Consider the following 22,531-nt stretch of genomic DNA (forward strand, 5'->3'; position numbering starts at 1 on the left):
CGCCGGCTCCCGAGGCGCAGCGACCGGAAGAGGAATGAGAGACATGATGTCGACGCGCAAGCAATTCTCGATCGGGCTGGCAGCAGCGCTGGCCCTCGGTCTGCTCAGCCTGGCAGAGGCCGCAGCCGAGCCGCTGACGGTGCGGATCGGCTTCGCCTCGGTCGGGGCCGACAACCGGCAGTTCTCCGGCGGCTCGTCGGCTGCGATCGCCCATGCCGAGCGCTATGTCGAGCAGGAGCTGCGCGACCTGCCGGACGTCAAGATCGAATGGTCGTTCTTCAAGGGCGCGGGCCCCGCCGTGAACGAGGCCTTCGCCAATAACCAGCTCGATTTCGCTCTGCAGGGCGACCTGCCGCAGATCATCGGCCGCGCCAACGGGCTGAAGACGAAGATCCTGCTGGCCTCGGGCGCGCACGCGCCGATCTACCTTGCCGTGCCGAAGGACTCCCCGATCCGCAAGGTCGCCGACCTCAAGGGGCGCAAGGTCTCGATCTTCCGCGGCACCAACAACCATCTCGCGGCGGTGAAGGTGCTGGCGGGCTATGGCCTGCAGGAGAAGGACGTCCAGGTCATCAACATGGATACGGCGACGACCAATGCCGCGCTGACGTTGCGCGACATCGACGCGGCCTTCGGGAACTTCCCGCTGGCAAGCCTGGTGGAGAAGAACATCGCCGACATCATCTACACGACCAAGGGCGATAATCCAGCCTATGAGCGGCACTCGACCTTGATCGGGCAGGAGAGCTTCATCACCACCCATCCCGACGTGACGCAGAAGATCGTCTCGGCGATCGTGCGCGCGGCGCGCTGGTCGTCGGACGAAGCCAATCGCGAGGCGTTCTTCGAGATCTCGGCGCGCTCCGGCTTCCCGGCGGCGGGCTATCGGTTCGACTTCAAGGACCAGGAGCTGAAATACCGCAACACGCCGATCATCGACGCCTCGATCATCGAGAGCTATCGCGTCCAGGCGCGGCAGGCCAAGGAGTTCGGCCTGCTCCGCCGCAACGTCGAGATCGACGGCTGGTTCGACCGTTCCTTCCTCGACAAGGCGCTGAAGGAGCAGGGGCTGGTCGGATACTGGACCGAATTCGGCGCGGACGGCAAGCCGGTGGCGGCGGGCCAATGAGCCGCGCGGCTGAACGGGCCATTCGTGCCGAGACGCCGAACGCAGATCAGGCGGCCGCCCGCGGCCGGCTGGAGGTGCGTGGCGTCTCCAAGGCGTTCACCGTCAATGGCGCGCCGATCGCAGCGCTCAACGATGTCTCGCTGACGGTAAGGCCCGGCGAGTTCGTCGCGCTCCTGGGCCCCAGCGGCTGCGGCAAGTCCACCTTGCTGCGCCTGATCGCCGGGCTCGATCGCGATTACAAGGGCAGCATCGTGCAGGACGGCGAAGCCGTCACCGGTACGAGCCTGGAGCGCGGCATCGTGTTCCAGGAGCCGCGGCTGTTTCCCTGGGCCACGGTCCGCCAGAACATCGCGCTCGGCCTGAAGAACGCGCCGATCAGCGAGGCCGACAAGCGCGCGGCGGTCGCGGCGCATATCGCGCTGGTCGGCCTCGACGGCTTTGCCGAGGCCTATCCGCATCAGTTGTCGGGCGGCATGGCGCAGCGTGCGGCGATCGCGCGCGGGCTGGTCAACCGGCCGCGGCTGCTGCTGCTCGACGAGCCGTTCGGCGCGCTCGATGCGCTGACCCGTGCCCGGCTGCAGACCGAGCTGCAGCGCATCTGGGCGCATGAGAAAATCACCATGATCCTGGTCACCCATGACGTCGACGAGGCGGTGTTTCTCGGCGACCGTGTCGTCGTGCTGGCGCCGCGGCCCGGGCGCATCTCGCGCATCTTCGATGTTCCGGCGGCCCGGCCGCGCGCACGCAGCGACGACGATCTGGTCCGGCTCCGCAACGAGGTGCTGCGCACGCTCGAACATGACGGCGCGGCCGATCCGCAGCTGAGTCCGGGCAGCCGGAGTGACGCATGAGCGATGCGATTCTCGAGACGGCTCTGAGTACGAGGCGTGCGTTCGCCGCGCGGGGCTGGCGCGAATGGTCTGGCACCATGATGTTGTTGGCGCTGATCACGCGCGCGAAGGCGACAGCTTGGCTCCTGATCTTCCCGGCCGTCACGCTGCCGATCTGGATCATCGGCAGCGAGCGCGGCTGGCTGGCCGAACAGATCCTGCCGCGGCCGGCCGACGTGTTGCATACGCTCAACGAGATGCTCGCGAGCGGCGAACTGGCGCAGCATGTCGGCATCAGCCTGCTGCGGGTGCTGCTCGGCTTTGCGGTCGGCGCCGGCGCGGGCCTCGCGCTCGGCGCTGCGATGGGCCTGTCGCGGCGGGTCGACGATCATGTCCGCCCGCTGTTCACGGCGATCGCACAGGTGCCCGCGCTGGCCTGGATCCCGCTGGCGATGCTGTTGCTCGGCATCGGCGAGACTTTGAAGATCGTGGTCATCGCCAAGGCAGCGTTCGTGCCGGTCGCGATGAATACCAGTGCCGGGATCGCCAACGTGCCGCGCGCGCTGGTCGAGGTCGGCGAGACGTTCCGCTTCTCGCCGCTGCAGATGCTGCGCCATGTCGTGCTGCCCGGTGCAGTGCCGCCGATCTTCACCGGCCTGCGCTACGGACTGACCCATGCCTGGATCGCGCTGGTCAGCGTCGAGCTGCTCGCCTCGTCCGAGGGGCTCGGCTATCTCCTGGTCTGGGGCCGGCAGATGTTCTGGCTCGACACGGTGCTTGTCGCGATGATCGTGATCGGCATCATCGGCTTCGCCAGCGACAAGCTGCTGGCGGCGGTCGAGGCGCGGCTGCAACGGTGGCGCACGGATGGCGTCTGAGAATATCGCGACGCCGTCAGCCACGACTGCCTTGCGGCGCGGGCTTGTGCTGCCGCTGCTGCTGCTCGTCGCCTGGGAGATCGGCAGTCATTCGGGTCTGGTCAATCCGCAATTCCTGCCGCCGCTGGAAAAAGTCGCCGGCGTTGCCTGGCAGGAGGTCGCGAACGGCGAATTGCCTCACGCGCTGGCGGCCAGCCTGAAGCGCGATCTGCTCGGCTTCGCGCTCGGTGCCGGCGTCGGCATCCTCGTCGGCCTGCTGCTCGGTCTCTCCAGCATTGCCGATCGCATCTTCACGACGTGGTTCAACGGCCTCAAGCAAATCGCGCTGCTGGCCTGGATTCCTCTGATATCGCTGTGGTTCGGCTTCGACGAGGCGGCCAAGATCGTGTTCATCGCGCTCGCCGCATCCATCCCCGTCATCCTCAACACGGTCGAGGGCGTGCGCTCCACCTCGACCAAGCTCAGGGAAGTCGGCGAGGTCTTCCGGTTCAGCGGGCCTCAGCTGGTGTGGTCGCTGTATCTGCCGGCGGCGACGCCCTCGGTGCTGACGGGACTGCATCTCGGACTGATCTATGCGTGGCTGGCGACCATCGGCGCCGAGTATTTCATGGCCGCCGGGCCCGGTATCGGCGGCCTGATCATCGCCGGGCGCGAGCGCTTCGAGATGGCGCTGGTGATGCTCGGGATCGTCGTGGTCGGCCTGGTCGGATTCATCGTGGATCGCAGTGCCAGCGCGATCGAGCATCGGCTGGTGCGGTGGCGCAATGTCTGAGACGCGGCACGACCTGAAGGCCCGGCCAGAGATCGCGACGAACTGAGAAGGCGTGCGTTGTTCCAAGTCAGGCACCGCGCGAAAGTTGTCCCTTCTTTTGGAACTGACAAGTTTGAAAGCCAATTCTGCGGGCTTGCGTATAGCCTTCGTCTGACGTCGCCGATCGGACTCCGCCATTCGCGACGCAGACAATCGGCGACGTCACACGCCAGAAACGCATCGGGAGCCCGCCATGGCCAGCGTCCACTCAGTTCCGCAATCAACTCCGACCGCAGGGCGGTCGATCCAGTCATCCGATGTCTCCAGGCTGTCGGCCCGGATCGGCGCCGAGATCCGCAATGTGCGATTGTCGGGTGATCTGCCCGATGCGCTCGTCAAGGAGATCAACGATCTCCTGCTGCAGCATCGCGTCATCTTCTTCCGCGGCCAGGACCATCTCGACGATACCGAGCAGGAGCGCTTTGCCAGGCGGCTCGGCGATCTCGTTCCGCATCCGACCGTCGGCGCCATCAAGGGCACGGCGTCGATCCTCGAACTCGATTCCGGTCGCGGCGGCGGCCGCGCCGATTCCTGGCATACGGATGTGACGTTCGTGGATGCCTATCCCAAGGCGGCCGTGCTGCGCGGCGTCGTGATCCCCGAATTCGGCGGCGACACGATCTGGTCGAACACGGCTGCCGCCTATCAGGATCTTCCGGCGCCTCTGCAGCGGCTGGCGGATGAGCTGTGGGCCGTGCACAGCAACGCCTACGACTATGCGGCGACAAGGAGCCGGGCGACCGAGGCCGACCGCAAGCATTTCGAGGAGGTGTTCACCGGCACGATCTACGAGACCGAGCATCCTGTCGTTCGCGTGCATCCGGAGACCGGCGAGCGCACGCTGCTGCTCGGCAATTTCGTCCAGCGCTTTGTCGGCATCCGTAAGGCCGACGGTCAGAAGCTGTTCGACCTGTTCCAGTCCTACATCACCGCGCCGGAGAACACCGTGCGCTGGCGCTGGAAGCAGGGCGACATCGCGATCTGGGACAACCGCGCGACCCAGCACATCGCCGTCAACGACTACGGAGATCAGCGCCGCATCGTGCGGCGCGCGACCATCGACGGCGACATTCCGGTCGGCGTCGACGGCCGCAAGAGCGTGACTCGTGTCAAGGCGCCGAAGCCAGTCCATCGGGCTGCCTGACATCGGGTGTCAACATGCGAGCGGCGGCCCGTGACGCGCGCGGGCCGCCGCTTGACGTTTGCCGTGACGCAGTCGAACTAATCCGGCTTGCGCGCGAAAGCGTAGCGCAGGTAGCGGGCGAGCTTCAGGCCTTCGGGGGTGCGATGCGCCTCGACCAGTTCGGCGAAGGCCGCGCGAATCCGCTTGCCTTCGGCATAGGAAAAGCCGTCCAGGAAGTTGCCGAAGGCGCTGCTCTCGGACCAGCCGAGCAGCTCGTCGGCGCTGCCATGCGTCTCCACCAGGGTCCGCAGCTCGCTGCGATAATCGACGAATCCCGTCTGATCGAACAATGCACGCAGCTCGTCGTCGGTCGCGGCGTGAACGCCATGAGCGGTCAGTCGCCCAGCGTCGAGCCCGGACTCGGCCACCGCGCGCCGCAGCAGGAGTCGGGATTGGTGCGGCGCCGTCGGGTCCTGAATGGTGAGCCCGATGCGGCCGCCCGGCCGCAGCACCCGTTGAGCCTCGGCCAGCACTGTGCGCTTGTCGGCGATCCAGTGCAGCACGCTGTTGAAATAGATGACGTCGAATTCGCCGGCCGCGAAGCGGGACAGATCCTCGGCACGGCCGGTGTCGAACACGAGGTTAGTCGACTGGCGTAGCCGGGCGATGGCAATGCGGCTCTCCAGCGGATCGATGCCGACGACGTGGCCTTTGGGGCCGACCAGATGGGCAGCGAATTCGGCAAGCCGGCCGGTTCCGGTGCCGACGTCGAGCACCCGCTCGCCGGATCTCAACGCCAGCGGTTCGAGCAGCAGCTTGCCATGGTTGAACTGGATGACGCCGAGCTGCTCATAGGCGCGGGCGAGCTCCGGCGTGTCCTGTTGAAGGCTGATGACGGCGATAGGGTCTGGCATGGCGATATCCGTTGAGACGCTGCGGCGCAGGAACGTGGCGTGAGCCGGCTGCGCAATATTCGAAACTCTAGCTGTGTGCTGCTGATGCTGTCGATGAAATGGATTTGCCTTCTTGCCCGCGATGCGAGCACGAATGCGTCGTTGATGGCACTTCGTCTGGAAGGCGAATTGCCCGCGTCGACGGATGCGAAGGCTAACCGCGATCGGCGAGCTCACACTGAGAAACGCGAATTGCTAACTCGGCATATGGATCGTTTCACGATCGCCATCCTCATCAGTCGATCGTTGCATCAACGCGCAAACAAAGCATGTTCTGTTTCATTGACCGCATGCCGATCGCTTCTAGGATGAGACCAATGCGTCGATCCTTTGGTGATACTCCAGCATGAGCGGCGATCGGCTTTTCCTTCTCGCGCCGGGATTTCGCGACGTCGCGCGTCCTGGACGCTTCTTCGTCTGCCCGCACTGCAATGCGATCGAGGGGCTGCTCGGGTCGTTCCCGGGCCTTGCGACGCAGATCGAGGTTTATCGTCTGCCGTTCGATCGGCCGCGTGAGGCAGTCGTGGCGCTGCTCGGCGAGCCGCATCAGTCCCTTCCGGTGCTGATCTTCGCCGATGACAAGCCGGTCCCGGCCGACGTGCAAGTGGCGAATGGCCGCCGCTTCATCGACGATCCCCGCCGAATCCTCAGCTATCTCGCAGAACGCTACGGCTTTCCCTACGTCCACTGATACCAGCTCCGGAGACGATAGATGTCCCAACCCAATCTCGATGGTCCCGCGCGCGACACGCTACGGCTGATCGGCCCCGATCCGCAGAACTGGGTGCCTGATCGCAACGGCGTCGATCATAACGTCGTCGTGGTCGGCGGCGGACATTCCGGCAGCACGTTTGCGTTCGCGTTGCGTCGCTCAGGTATCGGCAAGGTGGCGGTGATCGACGCGGCGAAGGATGCAGCCAACAGCGGCATCTGGCTGACGACGGCGCGCATGAACAAGCTGCGTACGCCGAAGAGTCTGCCGGGGCCGGAGCTCGGCCTGCCGGGTCTGAGCTTCCAGGCCTGGTATGAGGCTCGCCATGGCGAGGCCGCCTATGCCGAGATCGACCGCATCGCGCGGGTCGACTGGGCGGCTTATCTCGACTGGTACCGTTCGGTGCTCAACATCAAGGTCCAATATGGCACGCGGCTGCTGCGCATCGAGCCGGCGGCCGATCATCTCAAGCTGCATATCGAGCGCGACGGCAAGACGCGGACGGAGACCACGCGCAAGGTCGTCCTCGCGAACGGCTTTCTCGGCGCTGGTGGACCTTACGTGCCGGAGGTGATTGCGCACAGGCTGCCGCCCTCGCTCTATGCGCATACGTCGCAGGCGATCGACTTTCCGGCGTTGCGGGGCAGGTCGGTGGCAGTGGTCGGAAGCGCGGCGTCGGCGTTCGACGCGGCGGCGGTCGCGCTCGAAAGCGGGGCGGCCGAGGTGCATCTGTTCGCGCGCCGTCATGAGCTCGCTTCGCTGCCGGTGATCCGCATCCGCGGCTATCCTGGCGCCTATGACAATTACGGCGCGCTCCCGGATGCGATCCGCTGGCACCAGGCCATCCGCTTCCGTCAGGCCGGCTCGACGCCGCCGCCGGATGCGATCGCTCGTGCCGTCAAGCATCGCAATTTCCATCTGCATCTGTCGTCCCCTTGGACCGATGTGAGGACCGAAGACGAGCGCGTGGTCGGCGTGACGCCGCGCGGCGACTTCAAGTTCGACTTCGTCATTCTCGGCACCGGGTATACCGTCGATGCGCATCGCCGGCCGGAGCTGGCGGACTTTGCCGACCACATTCTGCTGTGGCGCGATCGCTTCACGCCGCCGTCCGACGAGCAGGACGATGGCCTCGGCACCTATCCGTATCTCGGCGCCGGTCACGAATATCTCGAGAAGCAGCCGGGCCGGGCGCCCTATCTGAAGAACATCCACGTGTTCAATCCGGCGGCCTTCGTCAGCTATGGTCTGCCGGTCGGCGACGTCCCGAGCTTCAAGCGTGACATTCCGGGGGTGGTGTCGCGAATCAGCCGTGATCTGTTCCTCGACGACCTGCCGGCGCACGAGGCGCGCATCAACGGCAGCGTCGATCCAGATTTCGGCGGCGAGCTGTACGCGTCGGCGATCTGGCGCGGGCCCCTCAACGTCGCGGCGGAATAGATGGCAAGGCCGGCGTCATGACGTCGGCCCCTTGCCATTGCCTGCTGTCCACGAGTCTCTTGGTGTCGACGAGAGCGTTGGTCTAGCCCGGCGCATCCGCCGTCACGACGGCGCGAGGCCGCGACGGCGACACGCGGCCGGTGGTGCCGGAAGGGATCGAGGCGAGCAGCGACCGCGTGTAGGGCTGCTGCGGATGATCGAAGATCTCGCCGACGGCGCCATGCTCGACGATACGCCCGCGATGCATCACCGAGACGGTGTGGGCGAGCTGGCGCACCAGCGCCAGATCATGCGACACGAACACGTAAGTGAGACCCAGATTGGCCTGCAGCGAGAGCAGGACCTCGACGATGTCGGCCTGGACGGTGACGTCCAGCGCGGAGGTCGGCTCGTCGAGCACGATCACATCCGGCCGCAGCACGAGCGCGCGCGCGATCGCCACGCGCTGGCGCTGGCCACCGGACAGGGCGCCCGGTTTGCGCGCGAGCAAATGCTCGCCGAGACCGACATCGGCCAGGGACTGCCGGACCTGGGCGTTGCGCGCCTTGCGCGTACCGATCCCAAAGCGATCCAGCGGTTCGCGTACCAACTTCTCCACGGTCCAGGTCGGATCGAGCGAGGTGAACGGGTTCTGATAGATCAGCTGCAAATGCCGCCACGCCGCGCGCAGCGTGGCCGGCGACCGGCCGCTGAGCTGCTCGCCGGCGACCGAGATCGTCCCGCTGTCGGGCGTCTCCAGCCCGAGCAGCAGCCGGATCGTCGTGGTCTTGCCGGAGCCGGATTCGCCGACCAGCGCGTGCGTCGTGCCCGCCGGCACGGCGAATGAGACATTGTCGACGGCGGTCAACGTCCTGCCGTCGACGGCGAATGTCTTGGTGACGGCGCGCACCTCGATCTTCGCCGTGGCACCAGCATCGCGGCGGCGGAAGCCCGGATCGCGCAGCGCACGGTAACGGTCGGGGTTGAGCGCGGGGACGTCGGCCTGCAGCTCGCGGGCATAGGCCGAGCGCGGCGAGGCGAAGATCGCAGCGGTTCGGCCGGCTTCCTGGATGACGCCGTCCTTGAGCACGACGAGTGCATCGGCGCGCTCGGCCGCGATCGCCAGATCATGGGTGATCAGCAGCAGGCTGATGTCGAGCTCGGACTGCAACCGCGTGAGCAGGTCGAGGATGCGCTTCTGGATCGTGACGTCGAGCGCGGATGTCGGCTCGTCGGCCACCAGCAACGCCGGCCGTGGCAGCACCGCGAGCCCGATCAGCACACGCTGCAGCATGCCGCCGGACAGCTGATGCGGATAGGAGTCGCAGACGCGCTGCGGATGATCGAGCCCGACCTGGGCGAACGTCTCAAGGATACGCTGCTTGCGGACTCTGTCATCCGGCTCGTCCAGCAGGGCCGCCGCCTCCATCGCCTGCGCCCCGATGCTGCGCACCGGATTGAGCGCATTGCCGGGATCCTGCGGCACGAAGCCGATGGCGCGGCCGCGCAGCGGCCGGAAGCGACGCTCGGACAGTTCGAGCACATCCCGGCCGTCGAACGTGATGCGGCCGGTGGCATGTCCGCCATTCGGCAGCAGCCGCAGCACCGCGCGTGCGATGGTCGACTTGCCCGAGCCGGATTCGCCGATCAGCGCCAGGCTCTGGCCGCGGCTGAGGGCGAAGCTGACGTCGGAGACGACCTGCTGCCGGCCATAGGACACCGACAGGGCATCGACGCGGAGCAGGGGAGTCGCCGGCTGCAGAGACGGCGCTTCGATGTCGTCACGGCGCGGCGTGGCGATCAGTCTGTTTGGCGAAGCCATCGGCTGATCCTGTTCAATGAGAGGACGGTCCCGATCGTGACGAAAGCGGGGGCGTACACCAGCCACGGCCATTTCAGGTAATCCTTGCCGATCGAAATCAGCAGGCCCCAGTCGGAGGCGGGCGGCGGGTCGCCATAGCCGAGGAAGGCGAGGCTGGCGATCACCAGGATCGACAGGCCGAACTGTAGCACCGCGAGCGGCAGCACCGAGCGCGACGCATTCGGCAGCACGTGACGCAGCAGGATGTGCCAACGCGAGCCGCCGAGCAGGAACGAGGCCTCGACGAACACAGCCTGCCGGGTCTTGATCACCTCGGCGCGCATCACCCGGGCGAACACTGCCACCGCCGAGATGCCGGTGGCGATCGCCGCATTGGTGGTGTCGAAGCCAAGCGCGGTGACGATGATCACGGCGAGCAGGAAATGCGGGATCGCCAGCAGCACGTCGACGAGACGCGCGAGCAGGATGTCGACCCAGCCGCCGAAGAAGCCGGCGAGCAGGCCGATCAGGCCGCCGGCAACGGCTGCGATGATCACGGCGATCAGCGCCGAGCTCACCGACGAGGCCGTGCCATGGACGACGCGTGCATAGAGGTCGCGGCCGAGATGGTCGGTGCCGAACCAATGCGCGGCGCTGGGGCCGAGCAGCTTGTCGGCAGGAACACCGTTGATGGGACTGTGGCTGGTGAAGAGACCCGGTGCGACCGACCAGGCGATCACGAGCGCAATCACCACGAAGGAGAGCAGGACGGTCGGCGGTACCTTGAGGGCGGCGAGCCGGCTCGTTGTCGTGACGGGGGCGGTTGGGGAGAGCAGGCTCATGGTGTCACCGCCTGGGAGGCGCCGTCGTCAGCCGTGGTCGGACGCCGGCTGGCGGCACCGACGAGTTTTACGCGCGGGTCGAGCAGGGGGTAGACCAGATCGGCCAGCAGGTTCACCAGCACGAACACGACCGCGGCGAGCGAGACCACCGCCTGCAGGACCGGCAGATCCTGCGTGCTCACCGAGCGCTGCACCAGGCTGCCGATGCCGGTGCGTCCGAACACCGTCTCGGTGATCAGCGAGCCGCCGAGCAGCTCGCCGAGCGTGAGCGCGATGATGGTGACGACCGGCAGCGACGACGGCTTGAGCAGGTGTCTGGCGAACAGCCGGAATGGCCCGAGGCCGCGGCTGCGGGCGACGGCGGCGTAGTCCTGCGCCCGCTCATGGTCGAGATTGGCGATCAGCACCTCGGCGATCTGCGCCGATACGGGAATGCCGAGCGCGATCGCGGCGAAGACCGTCGCCCAGAAGCTGTTGGGCGCGATCACCCTGAACAGTCCGAGCTGAAAGCCGAACAAATGGATCAGCACCAGGCCGATGACGAAATTGGGCACCGACAGGAACAGCGATGGAAAACCGCGCAGCAGCCCCTGGCCGTATCGCTTGGGGACCAGCTGGGTGCCGTAGGCAATGCCGGTCGCGAGCACGAGCGCGACCGCGAAGCCCGACGAAGCCAGGATCAGCGTCGAGGGAAGAACCTCGGCGATCAGTGTGCCAACCGGCCGGCTCGAGCGCATCGACAGCCCGAAATCGCCGGTCAAGAAGCGCGTCAGCGACGTCCACAGCTGGACCAGCACCGGCTGGTCCAGGCCCTGGGCGGCGATGATCTGCCGGATCTCATCCTCGCTGAAGCCGTTCTGCGGATCGCGCAGCACGTTGGTGATCGGATCGCCCGGCAGGATGCTGACGACGACGAAGGTGAAGACATAGGCCAGCAGGATGACGACGAGCGCCTGGACGAGGCGCCTTGCCGCAAAGGCAGCGTAGGCGTTGTTCATCCAGGCCGTCTCCTCGAACGTTCGTTTCGCACGGCTACTCGCCCTTGGTCGCCGTGTAGTAGCTGGCATAGGCGATGCCGTTGTAGACCTCGCCCTTGAGCCGCGGCGACTGCACGTAGATGCGCTGGACGATCTGGGTGCGCGGGATGAAATAGCCCTGCTCGAGCACATAGCGCTGCAGCTCGTCGAGCAGCGGAGCGCGGATCTCGGTGGTGCCGGCGCCGGCGATCCTGTCGCGCAGATCGTTGAGCTTGCTGTCGCTGTCGCCGAGCGCGAACCAGTTCTCGCCATTGTTGGCATTGGTCAGGATGCTGGCGACCGTGCCGGCGTCGATGAAGCTGCGCGTCACCTCATAGGCCGGCACAGCCGGGCCGCCGAACTGCACCTTCTCGCCGAAGGTCACGACGTCATAGGCGCGGATGAAGACCTTCCAGCCGATCTTGCCGAGCTGCTGGGCGATGAGCTCGTCGACCGCCTTGGCGGTTGCGAGATAGGGATTGGAGTAGAGTGTCAAGGTGAGCGGCTTGCCGTCCTTGCTGCGAACGCCATTGGCGCCCTTGATCCAGCCGGCTTCGTCGAGCAGCTTCCCGGCCTTGTCAGGATTGTAGGCCAGCAGCGCACTCTGGTCGGTCGCGCCGGGGACGTTGCTCTGGATGAACGATGTGGCGAGTTTCCATTCTGGCGTATAGACGGTATCGATGATCTCCTGGCGGTTGATCGACGCCTGCAGCGCCTGGCGCACCTTCACGTCGTTGTAGGGCTCCAGCCTGGTGTTGATCGCCCAGCCATTGACGAAGCCGAGATAACGCGGCGTCGCGATGGTGAAGCCGGCCTGCTTCAGCGATTTCAGCTCCTGTGGCGAGGCATTGTAGGCGACGTCGGCCTGCCCGGACTGAACGGCGGCCACCCGCAGCGACGGCTCGGAGACGATCTTGTAGGTGATCGACTCGAGGAAGGCCGGGCCGGTGTGTCCAACCGCCGCGGGCCCCCAATTGTAGTCCTTGCGCTTCACCAGCTTGACGAAGTCGCCTTCCTTCCAGGACTCGACCACGTAGGGACCGCTGCCGGAGGTCTTGCCGAGATCGGCCTGCTGGCTCGCCGGTTGTGCGAGCGTCTTCGGCGAGATCAGGATCGAGCCGTGATAGCCGAGCGTCGGAATGAAGCCCAGCGTCGGCGCCTTGAAGGAGACCTTGACCGTGCTTGCGTCGATCGCCTCGGCGCTCTTGTAGGTCTTCGGAAACAGGCCGATCGGGTTGATGCCCTCGCTCTTGCGTCCGGCGTACCAGATGTCGAGATTGGCGACCACGGCGGCGGCGTCGAGCGGCGTGCCATCGGAAAAGGTCACGCCTTTCTTCAAATGCAGGATGAACGAGGTCGCGTCCTCGTTCTGCTCCCAGCGCTCGGCGATCCAGGGGCTGACCTTGCCATCGGCATCGACATAGACGAGCTTGTCGGTCACATGGCCCCAGATGTGGCCCTGGAAGCTCGAGATCGCGCTGTTGTTCGGGATCCAGGTGCCCCCCAAGGAGTCGATGAGGAAGACGATGTCGCCACCATTTTTCGGCGCGCCGGCCTCGCAGGCCGCCGGCAGCGCCGTCATCGCGACCAGGGCCGCGGCAAATCCGCTCATCAGCACACGGCGCCGTGAGCGCGTGAGCAAAGCAAAGCGCGAGTTCATCTTGTCAGCCATCCGCAGCAAGTGATTTCAGAAGCGGCCTAGCAAAAGCGGAAACGGCGGATCTGGCCATTCCAAATTTCCGTCGCGATCGGCAACAAACGCCTCTCGATCGCATGAGCGTCAGTGCGGCTATCACTCCCGTCCTGTGAGGCCGCCTCTGTAGAACTTGCTCCGAGCGCGGCGTGCTGATGTGCCCTCGATTGTGGTCGAGCGCCAGGCCGAAGCGCTCATTCTCCGATCGACGAACAACGCGCTGCGATCGTTCCGCGCTGACGGCATTCATCAGCAAGCATTCGGTCCGTCGTTTGTAGTAGAGCTGACGTATCGGCGGAATCGCCGGTCGTGATGCGTGTCGCTCGAATCAAGGAAGGCCCCATGAGCTCTCGTGCTCTCGGTTTGAATGGTGTTGCTGTCGCGCTGTCGCTTCTGCTTGGACTGACCTGCGGCGACGCCGCCGAGGTGCCGCGCGGCGGGACGCTGCGCTTCCTCGTCGAGCAGGAGCCGACCACGCTGGTGACGATCGCGCATACGGCTGGTCCATCGACGCGCATCTCTCCGAAGGTGACCGAGGGCCTCCTGACCTACGGTTTCGGCTTCAAGCCGCAGCCGGCGCTGGCGACCGAATGGGAGGTTACCCCGGATGGGCTGCGCTACAGCTTCAAGCTGAGGCCCAACGTGAAATGGCACGACGGCAGAGATTTCACCTCGGCGGACGTGGCCTATTCGGTCAAGCTGTTGAAGGAGAACCATCCACGCGGGCGCGGCACCTTCGCCTTCGTCCAGGAGGTTCAGACGCCGGACCCGCTGACCGCGATCATCATCCTGTCCAAGCCGGCGCCGTACCTGCTCAAGGCGCTCGATGCGTCGGAATCGCCGATCGTGCCGAAGCACGTCTATGAGGGGACCGATCCGCTTGCCAACAAGAACGCCAGCGCGCCGATCGGCACCGGGCCGTTCGTGTTCAAGGAATGGGTCAAGGGCAGCCACATCATTCTCGACCGCAACCCGAATTATTGGGATCCCGGCAAGCCTTATCTCGACCGCATCATCGTGCGCTTCATCGCCGACCAGGCGGCACGCTCGGTCGCGTTCGAGACCGGCGAGCTCGACCTCGGCGGTGGGCCGCCGGTGCCGCGCTCCGATCTCGCGCGGCTGCAGGTATTGCCGCATCTCGGCTCAGAGACGCGCGGTTACGAGTACAATGCCGGCATGACGCAGCTCTATTTCAACTATGACAACCCGATCCTCAGGGATAAGCGGGTGCGGCTCGCGATCGCCCATGCGATCGACTATGGCCGGCTGCTCGATTTCGTCTATTTCGGCTATGGCAAGGTCGCGCCGTCGGCGGTCAGTCCTGAGCTGGCCGAGTTTGTCGATCCGTCGATCAAGCCCTACGCGCTCGATCTCGCGAAGGCGAACAGGCTGCTCGACGAGGCCGGTTATCCGAAGAAGGCCGACGGCACGCGTTTCCCGATCCGGCTCTACGCCAATCCGTTCAACCTGCAGGCGGCCGGCGACTTCGTCAAGCAGGCGCTGACGAAGCTCGGCATCGCCGTCGATTTCCAGTTCTTCGATTTCTCGACCTACATCAACAAGACCTATACTGGCCGCGAGTTCGACATCACGCTCGAATCGCTGTCCAACACCTTCGATCCCACTCCTGGCATCCAGCGCGCATTCTGGTCGAAGAACTTCAAGATCGGCCTGCCGTTCTCGAACGCCTCGCACTACGCCAATCCGGTGGTCGACCAGCTGCTCGAAGATGCCGCCGTCGAGCCGGATGCCGAGAAGCGCAGAGCGCTCTGGTTCAAGTTCCAGAACCTGATCTATGACGATGTTGCAGCCATCCATCTGGTCGCGCCCGACGGCGTCACGCTGTTCAACAAGACGATCAGGAACCACACGCTCGGCGTCACCGGAATCAATGCGAGCTTCGCCGACATCTATTTCGACAAATAGGGGTGCGAGGCACAATCCGACCTTGGGCAAATCTCGGTGAGATCTGAGAAACAGGTGGTCACATCGTGATTGAGAATCCGCCGAGCAGGAAGGGGCGGTCCGGAGGCGCTGAGCGGTTAGGCCACGGGCGGGTGGGTGGGCGCACCGGGTGGAGATGGGGCGTCGAACCGGATCTGTGATGGCCGTCGAGCCAGTCGGGAGATGACGGCGGCTCGCGCTGTGGCTCCGATGTCAACGCCCTGGTCCGCGCCGCTAATTGACAAGCGTGCGAGAAAAAGTGATTCGGTGCCGCCGCCGAACGCCACGTTGCTTGCGCCTTGATCACGGCGAGCGCTGATAACGCGACGATATAGCCGCTAGCTCAAATCCGTATTTCCGCGCGCCAGCGGTCGTCGCCTAGCGTCGATCCTCAATTAGCTCGACCGCCGCAGCCGGTCCGCGAGTCCTGCGCGATCAGCAGAGGACACGCTGATGCCATCTGCCGCCGGGGCGAGCCGGGATGAAGCGACAAGGTGACGGGCGGCGAATGCGCGTTTGGACTCGCTATTTCAACCAGGAGCGGATCGTCTTCGCCTTCACGGTGCTGCTGCTGATCCTGTTCGCGCTGACGTTGCCGAAATTCCTGGCGCCGAGCAATCTGCTCTCTCTGGTTCGCAGCGTCGCAGTGCTCGGAATTCTCGGACTAGGCATGCTGGTCGTGGTGCTTGGCCGCGGCATCGACCTGTCGTTGGTGGCGACCATGGCGATCTCGGTGGCGTGGAGCCTGCAGCTTGCGGCCAGCGGCCTGTCGGTCGCAAGCGCGATGGGCATCGGCCTGCTGCTCGCGCTCGGCATGAGCCTCGTCACCGGCATCCTGATCGCCTATGCCGAGATCCCGTCACTGTTTGCGACCTTGGCGATGGCGACCTTCGTCTACGGCTTCGGTCGCGCCCATCTGATCACCGGCACCGACGTCGTCTATCTGCCACCCAACATCGGTATGCTTGCGGGTCTGGGGCAGGGAGCGCTGTTCGGCATTCCCATGCCGATCGTGGTTGCGGCCGTTGTGGCGCTGATCGCCTATCTGTTCCTGCGCTACACCAAGCCCGGACGCTTCATCTATGCGATCGGCGACAACCTCGCCAGCGCGCGGATCGGTGGCGTGCCGGTGCGCCCCATTCTCGTTGCGCAATATGTCATCGCCGGCGGCATCGCCTTCGTGGCCGGTCTCGTGACCGCGACCTCGGCGGAGGCGATGAACACCCGCGTCGTCAACTCCAACATGATCTACGACGTCATCCTGGTCGTGGTGCTCGGCGGCGTCGGCCTCTCCGGCGGCCGCGGCAATGTCCGTAACGTGATCGTCGGCGCGCTTCTCATCGGCGTGCTGATGAACGGCATGACGATCATGGACGTGCAGTACACGATCCAGAACGTCATCAAGAGCCTGATCCTGCTGCTCGCCATCGTCGTCGACAGCATCCTCAACCCGCGCGACGAGCAGACGGGCCAGCAGGGGGACATCTGACGTCCCCGACAACGAGCCTCAATCAACAATATCGGAGGAGACCATCTTGAAGACCATGCATCGTCTGGCCCTTGCGGCCACTGCGTTCGTCGGAATTGCTGCGGCCGCCATCGGTGCCGCCCGCGCCGACGACATGAACGATCCCTATCGGCAGCCGGCGCTCGACGCGCTCAAGGGCAAGTCGATCGTCTATCTGCCGATCTCGATCGGCTTCGACCTGGCGCAGGCCTGGGGCGGCGTCGTCAAGACCGAAGCCGAGCGTTACGGCATGAAGTTCAAGTCGCAGGATCCGAACTGGAACACCGGCGCGATGGCGCAGGGCCTGACCTCGCTGATCGCCGAGAAGCCCGACGTGATCGTGACGCAGAACCCGGACCTGCAATCGCTGGCGCGGCTGCTCAAGCAGGCCAATGCCGCCGGCATCGTCGTGATCCAGATGAACATGCAGGGCGCGGTGCAGACCGACGCTTTCGTCGGCCCCGACTTCATCGCCATGGGCGAGCAGGCAGCCAAGATGGTCGTCGCCAAATGCGGCAAGGGCACCGAGACCTCGCATAAGGTCTCGATCGTGCAGGGCGTGCTCACCGGCGGCGTCAGCTACTACCAGGTTCAGGGCATCAAGAAGGTGTTCGAGGCCAACCCCGAGATCAAGGTGGTGTCGAGCCAGGCGGCCGATTGGGACGCCTCCAAGGCGCGCGCCATCACCGAGACCGTGCTGCAGCAAAACCCGGATCTGTGCGGCGTCATCGACGTCTGGGATGGCCAGGGCGTCGGCACGGGGGCCGCGATCAAGCAGGCCGGCAAGCAGGACCAGGTCTATTTCGTCACCTCGGGCGGCGGCGCGCAGAGCATGTGCGACCGGCTTGCCGACGGCACCTTCTCGGCCGCGATCAATTATGACGCGCCGGGCATGGGCCGCGACGCCTTCACCGCGATCTCCGCGGTGCTGCAGGGCAAGCAGAAGGCCGGCACAATGAAGTTCCAGCTCTATTCGCCCACGCGCGTCATGACCAAGGCCGACGTCAAGGCCGGCACCTGCTGGGATCCCGAGCAGTACGCCAAGCTGCTGCGCTGATCTGCCTCATTCAGGCGTGGCCGCCGGTCGCGGCGGCCACGCGCTCTCCTCGACAATGATTTCCAGCGATCGCGTGCAGAGGCTGCCTTGGCGTCGACCCATACTTTCACGAAGCTGAGATATCGCTTCATCCCGGACCACGTCATCGGCGAACTGCTCTCGAAGAAGTGGATCGACAACGCGATCCCGTTTCTGGTGCTGCTGTGCGTGATCGCGATCTTCGGCTCGTTGATCCCCAACTTCTTCAGCGGCGCCAACCTCGCCATCAGCGCCCGCGAGCTCGGTGAGTTCGGCCTCGTCTGCATGGCGATGATGGTCGTCATCATCGTCGGCGGCATCGATCTCAGCGTCGGCTCCAATTTCGCGCTCGGCAATTTCATGACATTGGCGCTGCTCAATCTCGGCGGCTGGCCGGTCGGCCTCGCGATCCCCGCCGTCGTCCTGATCTGCGGCGGCGTCGGCCTGCTCAACGGCTACCTGATCGGCTTCCTCCGGCTACGCGCCTTTCTCACCACGCTGGTGACGCTCATCATCGTGCGCGCGATCGTCGACATGCTGCTCCTGAAATATGCGCAGGCGATGTCGGTCAGCTTCTACCAGTCCGACGTCTGGGACATGATCGGACTCGGCGGTGTTGCCGAGGTGCCTTCGAGCTTCATCATCCTGGTGGTCGTCGCGCTGATCGGCCACGTGCTGCTGACGCGGAGCCGTCCGGGCTGGCGCATGATGGCGATCGGCGGCTCGCGCCGCTCGGCGCACAACATTGGTCTTTCCGTCCGCGGTATGGTCTGCGCCGCCTATACGATCTCCGGCATGCTGTGCGGTCTGGCCGGGGTGCTCTACGCGGCGCGGCTCAGCGGCGCCGGCACTGACACCGGCATGGGCCTGGAGATCTCGGCGCTGACGGCGGCCGTGCTCGGCGGCAACAGCCTCGGTGGCGGCCGCGGCTCGGTCGCCAAGGCGCTGATCGGCGCCGTCATCGTGCTGGTCATGACCAATGGCGTGCTGCGCATCGGCCTGAACAGCGGTTCCGGCCCGATGGTGCTCGGCCTGACCCTGCTGCTCGCCGTCTTCATCGACGTGCGCTGGCTGAAGAACCGCGACAAGCTGCTGTCGAAGGTCTACGTGTCGCCGACCTATGTCGAGCTGCCGACACCGCGCTCGACGTCGGTCGAGACCGGCGGCGCGTTCGCGCTCAATGACCGGCTCGGCCAGGTCGAGATCATCGGCCTCGGCGAGGTCGAGTCGCCCGAGGACGTCATCCTCGATGACGACGATTATCTCTATTGCGGCACGCGCCACGGCGACATCGTCCGCTTCGCGCCGCCGGACTACACGAGCTGGGAGGTTTACGCTCATATCGGCGGCTCGCCGCTCGGCATGGCCTTCGACCGCGCCGGCGACCTGCATGTCTGCGTCGGCGGCATGGGCCTCTACAAGATCGACCGCGCGCGCAACGTCAGCAAGGTCACCGACGAGACCAATCGTTCGGCCTTCTCCGTGGTCGACGATTCCCGGCTGCGGCTCGCCGACGATCTCGACATCGCGCCCGACGGCCGGATCTATTTCAGCGAGGCCACGATCCGCTACGAGATGCATGACTGGCCGGTCGACGCGCTGGAGAGCCGCGGCAACGGCCGCATCATCTGCTACGATCCGAAGAGCGGCAAGACGCATACGGCGTTGCGCAACCTGATCTTCCCGAACGGCGTCTGCCTCGCCCATGATGGCCAGTCGGTGCTTTTCGCCGAGAGCTGGGCCTGCCGCGTCAGCCGTCTCTGGATCTCAGGACCCAAGGCGGGGCAGGTCGAGCGCGTGCTCGATGCGCTGCCCGGCTATCCCGACAACATCAACCGTGCCTCGGACGGCTCCTATTGGTGTGCGATCATGGGCATGCGCTCGCCGGCGCTCGACCTCGCACTGCGCATGCCCGGTTTCCGCCGCAGGATGGCGCGCCGCATCGCGCCGGACCAGTGGCTCTACCCGAACCTCAACATCGGCTGCGTGATCCGCTTCAACGACAAGGGCGAGGTGCTGGAGTCGCTGTGGGATCAGGGCGCCAAGAACCACCCGATGATCACCTCGATGCGCGAGCACCGCGGCTATCTCTATCTCGGCGGCATTACCAACAACCGGATCGGCCGCATCAGGCTCGACAAGGCTGATCCGAATTGGAGCTGCATGCGCAGCTATTGGGGGCAGCGGGCATGAGCGCCTTGGTCGGAAGCTGGCTGGAGCGTTTCCTCGGACGTGGCCGGGCCGCGGTCACGGTGCCGCCGCTGGATGGGGCGCTGAAGCCGAACAATCGTCTCGAAGATGCGCCGCGCGGCCTCGTGAGCCACGCGCCGGACAATCTGGTGGCCTGCGACGGCGCGGTGTTGTGGTCGAGCGGGACGAGGCTGTTCCGTGCCGCCGCCGGAGCCGAGCCGGAGCCGGTCGCGACACTCGACGGCGTCATCTCGGCGCTGGCTGTGTCGCCACGCGGGCAGATTGCCGTCGCTTGCGACGGCAAGGGCATCTCGATCCTGGCACGCGACGGCACGGTGACCGACACCGGCCGCAGCAGCGGCTGGCCGTCCGCCTGCATCACCGCGATGACGTTCGTCGACGAGGCGAGCCTCGTCGTCTGCGTCGGCTCGGTCCAGACCGCGCTGGACGCCTGGCAGCGCGACCTGATGGAGCACCGCCGCGCCGGCGAATTGTGGAAGCTCGATCTCGCGGCGCGCACGGCCAAGCGGCTGGCTGCTGGGCTCGGCTACCCCAACGGCGTCGTGGTTGCGGCCGATCAATCGTTGATCGTCAGCGAGGCCTGGGATGTCCGCCTCGTGCGCCGCGCGCCGGACGGTCGTGAGCTCGCTATCGTGCTCGACGATCTTCCGGGCTATCCGGGCCGCATCGCCGCATCCGCGCGCGGCGGCTATTGGCTCACGGTGTTTGCGCCGCGCAGTCCGTTGATCGAGTTTGTGCTGCGCGAGGACGACTACCGCCGCGCGATGCTGGCCGAGGTGCCGCCGGCCTATTGGATCGCGCCGGCATTGCGCAGCGGCGTCTCGTTCCACGAGCCGATGCAGGGCGGCGCCTTGAAGCAGATGGGCATCCTCAAGCCATGGGCGCCGACCTTGTCCTATGGTCTCGTCATCGCGTTGGACACCAATTTCGTGCCGCTGCAGAGCCTGCACAGCCGGGCCGGCGGCAAACGCCACGGCATCACGTCGGCGGTCGACATCGATGGACGGCTGTGGCTGACCGCCAAGGGCGGCGACGAGATCGTCGCGATCGATCGTGCGGCGGGGGAGGTGAGGTGATGCAGCCGGTCGTCGAGCTCAAGAACGTTACCAAGGAATTCCACGGCATTCCGGCGCTGCGCGACATCTCGTTCGATCTCAGGCCCGGTGAGGTCCATGCGCTGCTCGGCGAGAACGGCGCCGGCAAGTCGACGCTGACCAAGATCATGGCGGGTGTCTACGAGGTCACCAGCGGCGAACTGATCGTCAACGGCGCCAGAGTGTCGTTCAAGACGCCGGCGGAGGCGCTGCGCAGCGGCATCGCGATGGTGTTCCAGGAGACCAGCCTGGTGCCGTCGCTGACGGTCGCGCAGAACATCTATCTCGGCAATGAGAAGTTCCTGAACCGCCTGCGCGGCATCTATATCGCCGCCCAGCAGTTTCTGCAGTCGCTGAATTTCGGCGTCGATCCGACGATGTATGTGTCGCAGCTCGGCGCGGCGCAGAAGCAGATGGTCGAGATCGCGCGCGCCGTACACCACAAGGCGCGCGTCATCATCTTCGATGAGCCGACGGCAACGCTGACACCGGAGGAGAAGCACCATTTTTTCGCGCTGGTGAAACGACTCAAGCGCGACGGCGTCTCGATCATCTTCATTTCGCATGCGCTGGAGGAGGCGCTGTCGATCTCCGACCGCATCACCATCATGCGCGACGGCCAGCATGTCGTGACGGACGATGCGAAGAATTTCGACCGCGACAAGATCATCACCGCGATGGTCGGCCGCACCTTGTCGGACGAGCTCTATGGCAAGGCCGGCGACGGCCATGCGACGCGGCCCTATGGGCGCAAGATGCTGAGTGTGCAGAACCTGTCGATGGGCCGCATGGTCCGCAACAACTCGTTCTCGGTCTATGCGGGCCAGATCACCGGCATCTTCGGGCTGATCGGCTCGGGCCGCACCGAGACCGCGAAGATCATCTCAGGCGTGGTCAAGCGCGATTTCTTCCATGGCGGCGAGGTCAAGCTGGAGGGCCGCTCGGTGCGCTACCGGGTGCCGCGCCAGGCGGTGCGCGACGGCATCGTCTATGTCACCGAAGACCGCAAGATCGAGGGCTTCTTCGAGACCAAGTCGATCGCCGAGAACATCTATCTCAATCTCCTGGCCGCCGATCTCAACAAGAGCGTCGTGATCTCCTATGCGGAGATGATGGAGCTGGCAGCAACCTGGACCAAGCGGCTCAATGTGCGCGCCATCAGCAATGCGGCGCGCGTGGTCGAATTGTCCGGTGGCAACCAGCAGAAAGTGGTGATCGCGCGCGCGCTGGTGCAGCAGCCCAAGCTCGTTATCTTCGACGAGCCGACCCGCGGCGTCGACGTCGGCGCCATCGCCGAGCTGCATCACGTCATCAACGAGCTGGCGGATGCCGGGCTCGCGGTGGTCGTGATCTCGTCCTACCTGCCGGAAATCCTCAACCTGGCCGACCGCATCCTGGTGTCGCGCCAGGGCCGCGTCGTCGAGGAGTTCTCGGCCGACGAAGCGACCGAAGAGAAGATCATGTACGCGGCCGTCCACTGACCGACGCGCCGA

General features: G+C 65.5%; 19 protein-coding genes. 14 read left to right on the forward strand and 5 right to left on the reverse strand.

Annotated features, from left to right (window positions below; all coding sequences use genetic code 11):
• Nucleotides 1–43: 43 nt before the first annotated feature.
• The 5 genes from HL671_RS07145 (at nucleotide 44) to HL671_RS07165 (ending at nucleotide 4,792) form a co-directional block, all read left to right on the forward strand.
• Entirely contained in the window at nucleotides 44–1,129 is a 1,086-nt protein-coding gene (locus HL671_RS07145) for an ABC transporter substrate-binding protein (protein WP_312010663.1), read from the forward strand.
• Nucleotides 1,126–1,980, forward strand: coding sequence for an ABC transporter ATP-binding protein (locus tag HL671_RS07150; protein ID WP_172235983.1), 855 nt, complete (start codon nucleotides 1,126–1,128; stop codon nucleotides 1,978–1,980). Before HL671_RS07145 ends, HL671_RS07150 begins: the two co-directional genes overlap by 4 nt.
• On the forward strand, nucleotides 1,977–2,837 hold the full coding sequence (locus HL671_RS07155) for an ABC transporter permease (protein ID WP_172235984.1): 861 nt from the start codon (nucleotides 1,977–1,979) through the stop codon (nucleotides 2,835–2,837). Before HL671_RS07150 ends, HL671_RS07155 begins: the two co-directional genes overlap by 4 nt.
• The gene (locus HL671_RS07160; RefSeq protein WP_172235985.1) at nucleotides 2,827–3,609 is read left to right on the forward strand and encodes an ABC transporter permease; all 783 of its coding nucleotides are present in this window, start codon (nucleotides 2,827–2,829) and stop codon (nucleotides 3,607–3,609) included. Before HL671_RS07155 ends, HL671_RS07160 begins: the two co-directional genes overlap by 11 nt.
• Nucleotides 3,610–3,841: 232 nt before the next feature.
• Entirely contained in the window at nucleotides 3,842–4,792 is a 951-nt protein-coding gene (locus HL671_RS07165) for a TauD/TfdA dioxygenase family protein (protein ID WP_172235986.1), read from the forward strand.
• 77 nt (nucleotides 4,793–4,869) lie between these two features.
• On the opposite strand, the gene HL671_RS07170 is transcribed toward HL671_RS07165, so the two are convergent.
• Nucleotides 4,870–5,685, reverse strand: a complete 816-nt coding sequence (locus tag HL671_RS07170; RefSeq protein WP_012044845.1) for a class I SAM-dependent methyltransferase — start codon at nucleotides 5,683–5,685, stop codon at nucleotides 4,870–4,872.
• A 39-nt stretch (nucleotides 5,686–5,724) separates the two neighbouring features.
• On the opposite strand from HL671_RS07170, the gene HL671_RS07175 reads away from it, so the two are divergent.
• The 3 genes from HL671_RS07175 to HL671_RS07185 are packed head-to-tail and all read left to right on the forward strand — an operon-like array spanning nucleotide 5,725 to nucleotide 7,876.
• Nucleotides 5,725–6,036 carry a hypothetical protein gene (locus HL671_RS07175; RefSeq protein ID WP_172235987.1) on the forward strand — a complete coding sequence of 104 codons (312 nt, stop codon included), beginning with the start codon at nucleotides 5,725–5,727 and terminating at the stop codon, nucleotides 6,034–6,036.
• Between the two features lie 34 nt (nucleotides 6,037–6,070).
• The gene (locus HL671_RS07180; protein ID WP_172235988.1) at nucleotides 6,071–6,415 is read left to right on the forward strand and encodes a DUF3088 domain-containing protein; all 345 of its coding nucleotides are present in this window, start codon (nucleotides 6,071–6,073) and stop codon (nucleotides 6,413–6,415) included.
• Nucleotides 6,416–6,436: 21 nt separating this feature from the next.
• Nucleotides 6,437–7,876 carry an FAD-dependent oxidoreductase gene (locus HL671_RS07185; RefSeq protein ID WP_172235989.1) on the forward strand — a complete coding sequence of 480 codons (1,440 nt, stop codon included), beginning with the start codon at nucleotides 6,437–6,439 and terminating at the stop codon, nucleotides 7,874–7,876.
• Nucleotides 7,877–7,958: 82 nt separating this feature from the next.
• Here HL671_RS07185 and HL671_RS07190 read toward each other — a convergent pair whose 3' ends face one another.
• From HL671_RS07190 to HL671_RS07205, 4 genes are read right to left on the reverse strand one after another with little or no spacing between them, the layout of a single operon-like run.
• The gene (locus tag HL671_RS07190) at nucleotides 7,959–9,677 is read right to left on the reverse strand and encodes a dipeptide ABC transporter ATP-binding protein (protein ID WP_172235990.1); all 1,719 of its coding nucleotides are present in this window, start codon (nucleotides 9,675–9,677) and stop codon (nucleotides 7,959–7,961) included.
• Nucleotides 9,656–10,498: an ABC transporter permease gene (locus HL671_RS07195; protein ID WP_172235991.1), complete on the reverse strand. Its 843-nt coding sequence runs from the start codon at nucleotides 10,496–10,498 to the stop codon at nucleotides 9,656–9,658. Before HL671_RS07195 ends, HL671_RS07190 begins: the two co-directional genes overlap by 22 nt.
• Nucleotides 10,495–11,496, reverse strand: coding sequence for an ABC transporter permease (locus HL671_RS07200; protein ID WP_012044840.1), 1,002 nt, complete (start codon nucleotides 11,494–11,496; stop codon nucleotides 10,495–10,497). Before HL671_RS07200 ends, HL671_RS07195 begins: the two co-directional genes overlap by 4 nt.
• A gap of 34 nt (nucleotides 11,497–11,530) precedes the next feature.
• Nucleotides 11,531–13,174, reverse strand: coding sequence for an ABC transporter substrate-binding protein (locus HL671_RS07205; protein ID WP_172235992.1), 1,644 nt, complete (start codon nucleotides 13,172–13,174; stop codon nucleotides 11,531–11,533).
• Nucleotides 13,175–13,549: 375 nt separating this feature from the next.
• Between HL671_RS07205 and HL671_RS07210 the strand changes: the two genes are divergently transcribed.
• The 6 genes from HL671_RS07210 (at nucleotide 13,550) to HL671_RS07235 (ending at nucleotide 22,519) form a co-directional block, all read left to right on the forward strand.
• Nucleotides 13,550–15,133, forward strand: coding sequence for an ABC transporter substrate-binding protein (locus HL671_RS07210; RefSeq protein WP_012044838.1), 1,584 nt, complete (start codon nucleotides 13,550–13,552; stop codon nucleotides 15,131–15,133).
• Between the two features lie 526 nt (nucleotides 15,134–15,659).
• Nucleotides 15,660–16,640 (forward strand): ABC transporter permease, encoded by a 981-nt coding sequence (locus HL671_RS07215; protein WP_172235993.1) that lies wholly within the window; start codon nucleotides 15,660–15,662, stop codon nucleotides 16,638–16,640.
• A 55-nt stretch (nucleotides 16,641–16,695) separates the two neighbouring features.
• On the forward strand, nucleotides 16,696–17,715 hold the full coding sequence (locus tag HL671_RS07220) for a sugar ABC transporter substrate-binding protein (RefSeq protein WP_172236021.1): 1,020 nt from the start codon (nucleotides 16,696–16,698) through the stop codon (nucleotides 17,713–17,715).
• Nucleotides 17,716–17,802: 87 nt separating this feature from the next.
• Nucleotides 17,803–19,926, forward strand: a complete 2,124-nt coding sequence (locus HL671_RS07225) for an ABC transporter permease (protein WP_172235994.1) — start codon at nucleotides 17,803–17,805, stop codon at nucleotides 19,924–19,926.
• Nucleotides 19,923–21,020 (forward strand): SMP-30/gluconolactonase/LRE family protein, encoded by a 1,098-nt coding sequence (locus tag HL671_RS07230; protein ID WP_172235995.1) that lies wholly within the window; start codon nucleotides 19,923–19,925, stop codon nucleotides 21,018–21,020. Before HL671_RS07225 ends, HL671_RS07230 begins: the two co-directional genes overlap by 4 nt.
• On the forward strand, nucleotides 21,020–22,519 hold the full coding sequence (locus HL671_RS07235; RefSeq protein ID WP_172235996.1) for a sugar ABC transporter ATP-binding protein: 1,500 nt from the start codon (nucleotides 21,020–21,022) through the stop codon (nucleotides 22,517–22,519). The genes HL671_RS07230 and HL671_RS07235 overlap by 1 nt, the downstream gene beginning before the upstream one ends.
• Nucleotides 22,520–22,531: the final 12 nt, after the last annotated feature.

The organism is Bradyrhizobium denitrificans, assembly GCF_013179005.1.
In the GTDB taxonomy this organism is placed as follows: Bacteria; Pseudomonadota; Alphaproteobacteria; order Rhizobiales; family Xanthobacteraceae; genus Bradyrhizobium; species Bradyrhizobium denitrificans.